The 6,652-nt window shown below is 28.3% G+C and carries 7 protein-coding genes; all 7 read right to left on the reverse strand.

Annotated features, from left to right (window positions below; all coding sequences use genetic code 11):
* On the reverse strand, window positions 1-530 hold a 530-nt coding region (locus tag J7M77_RS11830; RefSeq protein WP_296878798.1), incomplete at its 3' end, for a site-specific integrase.
* A 67-nt stretch (window positions 531-597) separates the two neighbouring features.
* Window positions 598-1,161, reverse strand: a complete 564-nt coding sequence (locus J7M77_RS11835; RefSeq protein WP_296878800.1) for a hypothetical protein — start codon at window positions 1,159-1,161, stop codon at window positions 598-600.
* Between the two features lie 53 nt (window positions 1,162-1,214).
* Window positions 1,215-2,423 carry a DNA polymerase IV gene (locus tag J7M77_RS11840; protein WP_296878802.1) on the reverse strand — a complete coding sequence of 403 codons (1,209 nt, stop codon included), beginning with the start codon at window positions 2,421-2,423 and terminating at the stop codon, window positions 1,215-1,217.
* 83 nt (window positions 2,424-2,506) lie between these two features.
* Complete coding sequence (locus tag J7M77_RS11845) at window positions 2,507-3,499, reverse strand: SpoIVB peptidase S55 domain-containing protein (RefSeq protein WP_296878804.1); 993 nt, start codon at window positions 3,497-3,499, stop codon at window positions 2,507-2,509.
* 53 nt (window positions 3,500-3,552) lie between these two features.
* Window positions 3,553-5,208, reverse strand: a complete 1,656-nt coding sequence (gene recN / locus J7M77_RS11850) for a DNA repair protein RecN (protein WP_296878806.1) — start codon at window positions 5,206-5,208, stop codon at window positions 3,553-3,555.
* A gap of 11 nt (window positions 5,209-5,219) precedes the next feature.
* Window positions 5,220-6,020: a TlyA family RNA methyltransferase gene (locus J7M77_RS11855; RefSeq protein WP_296878808.1), complete on the reverse strand. Its 801-nt coding sequence runs from the start codon at window positions 6,018-6,020 to the stop codon at window positions 5,220-5,222.
* Window positions 6,001-6,652 (reverse strand): transketolase C-terminal domain-containing protein (locus tag J7M77_RS11860; protein WP_296878810.1); only part of this gene is annotated, 652 nt, incomplete at its 5' end. The genes J7M77_RS11860 and J7M77_RS11855, both read right to left, overlap by 20 nt.

Here is a 6,652-nt window from a genome sequence, read left to right on the forward strand (position 1 = left end):
CGTTCTTTATTACCTTTGCCTAATACTTTTACAAACCCCATTTTAATATTAACATCACTTAATTTTAAATTTAGTAATTCAGATATCCGCATACCTGTAGCATACAATAATTCAACCATACAGCGATTTTGAAAAGATATGGCATCTTTTGTATCAATACTCGCTAAAAGCTCTCTCATTTCATTTTCTGATAAAACAACTGGCAGTTTTTTTTCGATTTTTGGTAACGTAAAACTACTCATTATATTTTTATCAATTATTTTTTCTTTGACTAAAAAAAGATTAAACATTCTAAGAGAAGTGATTTTTCGTGAAATTGAATTAGTACTATTTTTTTTTGCTAACTTTTTTAAAAACAAGCGAATATGTTCTTTATCAATATCTTCAATTTTAGTTATTTGATGAGTTTCGATTATATAATTGGAAAATTCAACTAAATCTCGAAAATAGGCATAAATAGTGTTTTTACTAAGTCCCTTTTCAACAATCAAATATTGTTTATATTCATTTAAAGCATCTTTTATCAACATATCAACCATCCATTCTACAGCTAGTATTATACCATGTTTAAATTTATTATTGCCAATGATTTATTAATTAAAGTGCATAAACTTTAAATGCCATTGATAAACTAATAATAATTAAAACAATAATAATATAGTCCAAAATATAATTGATGATCTTACGACTATTAAATACTTCTGGTGTCAAAAAAGAAATCGTAAAGCAATTTAATGATAATTTAAGCGATATTATTGAAATGACATAGATTAAGACTATTTCTAAAAATAATTGAGGAAAATAGCCTAAAAATAGCATACTAGCATCAAATTTATTTAAAGTAAAATAAAAAATCGTAGCAATAGATATTTGCATTCCTTTAGAAAAAATAACAAAACTGTTTAATAAAGTCCCTAAAAAACTGGTCGATATAATTAATGACAGAAATATGTATAAACTAGTTATGATCAAATAGAGATTATAATTATTAGTGGTTTCATTATCTTTAAAAAAGAATAAATATTTATTGATTTCTACTAGCTGTAAATTACCATAAAAATAAAATAAAATTCCAAATAATAATCCAATTATAAATAAGATTGAAAAAAATAAATTGATAATCAGTTTTTCATTTCTAAATACTTTATTTAAAATACTCATAAGTTGCTCCTTTCGTTTATACAACTTATGAGTATTGATTTATAATTATGCTTTTATTTTAAATATTTCTTTTGCGTTTTTTTATCATTTTTCGAAAAATCAGAAGCTTTGGTCAATAAAGGACGATCAAAGTTCTGATTCATTTTGGCTAATAAATCATCTAAATTATTATCTTGAACTTCCACTTTTTCATCTAGATCAAAAATACTAATTTGCTCCTTTAAATTCTTTTTATTGATCGTATTATTCAAACTCACGCCTAATAAACGAACTGGGCGCCCTGTATAATTACTGTCAAATAACATTTTAGCTGTTGATAAAATAGTTTCATAATCATTGATATATTTAGCTACCGTTGTTTGTCGAGTAATGCTTTCAAAGCGTGTATATTTGATCGTTATTGAAATTGAATTGGAAACAAGATCGCGTTTTAATGCTCTTGAAGAAACTTGTTTAGCAAGATCTTTGATTACCTCCTTTAAAAATACTTCATCACTAGTATCATGGGGTAAAGTTGTTGAATTACCAACTGATTTTAGTTCATTATGGCCATAATCGACCGGGTTAGTATCGATGCCATTGGCTTTACGATAAACTAATAAAGCATTTTTACCGATGATTTTTTTTAAATTATCATAGTTTTCTCGTTTAGCTAGATCACCGATAGTATTAATACCAGCTGCTTTTAATTTAGGCTGTGTTTTTTTTCCAATCCCAAACATATCTTTAATATCGAGTGGCCACATTTTTTCTTTAATATTTGATCTTGTTAAAACGGTGATCCCCATTGGTTTTTTCATATCACTAGCCATTTTTGCTAAAAATTTATTTGGTGCGATTCCAATTGAACAGCTTAAACTAAGCTGCTGATAAACTTTTTCTTGAATTTCTTTAGCTAATATAACGGGATTAATTTGTTTTTCTTCAATTATTTTAGTCACATCAAGATAACATTCATCAATACTGGCAACTTCTAAAATTTCACTATATGAAGCAATAATAGTAAAAAATTCGCTTGATAAACGATGATATAAAGTAAAGTCAGCTGGTAAAATAATTAAATTTTTACATAACTGTTTAGCCTGGAATAACGGCATAGCTGAATGAATCCCAAATTTACGAGCTTCATAAGAAGCAGTGGTAATAATACTTCGCTTAGATTTACCGGAAATAACAATAGGTTTTCCTTTTAAAGAAGGATTACGCGAAATCTCAGCATTAGCATAAAAAGCATTAAGATCAATATGAAATATAACCTGCATTAAATCACCTACCTTACTATTTACTAAATATTATACTAAAAAAAAGACAAATTGAAATAGAAAGGTGCTCTTTTGAGCACCGATTATTCCTGTTTATCCATTTCTAACATCCAGTCAATATACAGACCGTATCCAGTTATTGGGTTATTTCCAGAAACATGAGTAACACAGCCGATTATTTTATCGTTTTGAATAATTGGTGAGCCGCTCATTCCTTGAACAATACCATTAGCTTTTTCGATTACACTATTATCAGTAACTTTAAACTCAATCCCCTTTTCTTTGATCTCATCTTGACTATTTAATTTAGTAATTTCAATCGTACATTTAACGATTTCACTACCATTTAAAACTGTCATAAAGTAAGCTTCACCTAATTTAATTTCATCCATTGATGCAGTTTCCATCATTTCGCGATTGGAAATATCATAATTATAAGTTCCATAGATACCAAATTGACTATGGCTGTTTATACTACCTATTTCAACGTTGGAAATGTCTGCAATCTTATTTCCAGAAGCTTGATTGGTTGCTTTTTTAATGCTAGTTACTTCACTTTCATAAATACTTCCATTTTGAAGCAGTGTTTCACTTTCAAGTTTAGAATCACTCATAGCATGTCCTAAAGCACCAAACGTTTTAGTTTCCGGGTTATAAAAAGTTAAAGTTCCAATTCCGCTGATAGAATCTTTGACATATAATCCGGTAGAAAACTGTTGATTTTCATAACTGACTTTTAAATCTTGATGAAGCTGCTGCTTATCACGTTTAACCGTCAAATCATAAACTGTATCTTCAGGATTATTTTTAATTACTGTACTTAATTCTTCAATACTGGTAACTTTTTGATTATCAATGGCAATAATTAAGTCACCAGCTTCAAAATCAGAAGTAAGTGGATTGTATTTTTGATTGTCAATGGTAATGTCGTAACCGCCAGTGATAATTACCCCTTGATAATCAAGCTCAATGCCAATTGAATCACCACCAGGAATTAATGAAATAGCGTAAGCGGCAACGGGATTGATAATGGTTAAAATCAGGATAAAGGAAAGGATTAGCTTTTTAAAAAGCATAACAACCTCCTTGTAGCTTTAGCTACATCATAGTTTGGCTGTTATGCTTAAACTTATTCATTATTTTGTTTTAAGATACGAGCATGTTCAATCGATTCTTTTGATAATTCTTTACCAGAAATTAATTTAGCTATTTCATTTACGCTTGAATCATAATCTAATTGTTTAATTTTAACACTGGTATTATCAGCAGTTGAACTTTTTTTAATTAAATAATGATTTTTTGCAAATGCAGCTACCTGAGCTAAATGAGTAATGCATAAAACTTGATGTGTTTTACTAATTTGTTTCATTTTAGCACCAATACTTTCAGCCACTTTACCACTAACACCAGTATCAGCTTCATCAAAAATAATTGTTTCAATTGAACTTTTTGATAATGATAGAATTTTTATTGCCAGCATGATCCTAGACATTTCACCACCTGAAGCAACCTTGTTTAGTGGTTTTAATGTTTGACCGGCATTGGTAGAAATAAGAAATTCTATTTTATCTTGTCCATTTATTTGAAGTTCAGTTTGTTTTAAATCAACTTTAAAAACAACTTTATCTAAATATAATGATTTTAATTCATCAGTTACTCGTTTAGTGAACTTTAGCGCTTCTTCATTTCGTAACTGCGTGATCATATCAGCTAATTCTTTAGCTTCACGATATGCAATTTCCTGTTGTTTTTTTAAATCTTTTAAAAATCTTTCACGATTGTTAAAAGCGGCTATTTTCATTGTTATTTCATCTTTTGATTCCATAATTGCTTCAATTGAAGGACCATATTTTCTTTTTAACCGATTTAACTTAAATAAAGTTTCCTGAATTTCGTTTAAGCGATATTCATCAAAATTAAAACTATTAAATTCATCAATGACACTATCATCTAGATCCATTAGATTATAATATAAATCATTCATCTTTTCATAAATCAACTGATATGCTGGATTATCACTAATTGCTTCTAATTCATATAAAGCATTATTTAAATTTGTTAAAACACCATAATCGCCACTCATATATTGGCGATAACTATTAACTTTTTCTTTTATTTTTTCATATTCAAGCAATTGTTTTTTCTCTAAATCTAAACTATCTTCATCAATTTCATCTAGATCAATACTATTAATTTCATCTAACTGACTTTGATAGTATTCTAATTGTTCATCACTTAATTCTTCATTTAAGGCTTTTTGATAGTCACGATTAATTTCTTTATATGTACGGTAGGCTAAAACATACTGTTTATTTAAATCATTTAGTTTTAAACCAATAAAGTTATCTAGAATATCTAAATGATTATTAGCATCAAATAAACTATGAGTTTCAAACTGGGAATGAATATCGATCAATTCACTCATAATTGACTGTAATACTGTTTTGGAAACATTACGATAGTTAATTTTAATTGTTGAACGATTATCACGATTAAATGCTTTTGAAACAACTAATTTATCGTCGTAAACAATTCGATATTCTTTTAATTTATCTAAAACTGCAGAATTTTCTTTGATCGTAAATACACCTTCAATAAAACATTCATTTTGATTAGCCTTAATAAAACTAGTTTGGGAACGATTGCCCATTAACTGTCCAATAGCATCAATAATGATTGATTTACCAGCACCAGTTTCACCAGTTAAAACGGTCATTTGATCATTAAAATCAACTTCTAAACGATCAATAATCGCAAAATTTTCAATATAGATACTCTCTAGCATCTTTTTATCACCTACCTTTTAAAACAATCATGAGCTTGTTTTACAACTGCTTCAACATCAATATCTACTTCACTGCCATTTTTTACAAATAAACCTAAAAATTCAATATTCCCTTCACCACCAGTAAATTGTGAAAATGTTAATTGTTCTAAAATGAACTCATTTTCTTTAGCAAAGTTAATAACTTTATTTATTACTTCAAGGTGAACTTTAGCATCCTTGATAATTCCTTTTTTACCAACTTCATCTTTACCAGCTTCAAATTGTGGTTTGATTAAAGCAACAACTTGATCATGACTAGTTAAAATACTTTTTAAAGGTTCAAAGATATATTTAAGAGAGATAAATGAAACGTCGATACTAGCAAAACATGGTAAGCCATCAGTAAATAATTCTTTAGTAGCATATCTAAAATTAGTTTTTTCTTTAACGATTACTCGAGGATCATTTCTTAATTTCCAAACTAGCTGATTGGTTCCTACATCAATGGCATATACGAGTTTAACACCATTTTGCAAAGCACAATCGGTAAAACCGCCGGTTGAAGATCCAATATCAACCATTATTTTATCATTTAAATCTAAATTGAATTCTTTGATTGCTTTTTCTAATTTTAAACCACCACGAGAAACATAAGGCATAATTTTCCCTTTGACAAACAGTTTGGTATCAAGAGGAATTTTAGTTCCCGGCTTATCGATGATATCATGTTCATCATGAACAATTCCGGCCATAATTGCCCGTTTTGCCTTTTCTCTTGAATCAAAAAAACCTTGTTCAACTAATAAAACATCAATTCTTTCTTTCTTCATTAATTATCTCCTTGATTTGCTGATATAAACTATCTAGATCTAATCCTTCATCAACCAAAATTTCATCAATCGATCCTTGTTTTGAATAATGATCATCAACTCCAAAACTATGAATCCTTTTTAAAATATTATTTTGTAAATAATAATAAGCAATATTACTTGCTAATGAATTAATTTTTAGATCTGTTTCATAAACGATCAATGGTTTATCATCAACGATTTCCACTAGCATTTTTTCATCCATTGGTTTAATAAATAATGCATTTACAATTCTTGCTTTAATTTCTTTATCTTTAAAATATTCTTTAACTTTAGTTACATTTTGACCATAACAAATAATGGTAACATCATGATCATTTGCAGTTTCAATATACCATTTACCAATCGGTAAAGTTTCATCTTTACCGATTTCCTGATCTTCAATTTCACCACGCGGAATTCTTAAAATATAGGGGTGATCATTGTTTTTTAAATATGTATTAATAAATCTTTTTGTATTTTGACTGTTATCAGGGCTACAAATAATCACGTTAGGTAATTGATTTAAAAAACCAATATCAAATACACCGTGATGAGTAGGACCGTCACTGCCAACAAAACCGCAGCGATCAACACTAACTAAACAGCTAAGA

The sequence above is a fragment of the Thomasclavelia sp. genome (assembly GCF_017889095.1).
Taxonomy (GTDB): Bacteria; Bacillota_I; Bacilli_A; order Erysipelotrichales; family Coprobacillaceae; genus Thomasclavelia.

Coding starts and splice junctions, on each gene's coding strand:
- recN (WP_296878806.1), bottom strand. CDS start 5,208: ATGCTAGAGAGTATCTATATTGAAAATTTTGCGATTATTGATCGTTTA.
- J7M77_RS11845 (WP_296878804.1), bottom strand. CDS start 3,499: ATGCTTTTTAAAAAGCTAATCCTTTCCTTTATCCTGATTTTAACCATT.
- J7M77_RS11835 (WP_296878800.1), bottom strand. CDS start 1,161: ATGAGTATTTTAAATAAAGTATTTAGAAATGAAAAACTGATTATCAAT.
- J7M77_RS11855 (WP_296878808.1), bottom strand. CDS start 6,020: ATGAAGAAAGAAAGAATTGATGTTTTATTAGTTGAACAAGGTTTTTTT.
- J7M77_RS11840 (WP_296878802.1), bottom strand. CDS start 2,423: ATGCAGGTTATATTTCATATTGATCTTAATGCTTTTTATGCTAATGCT.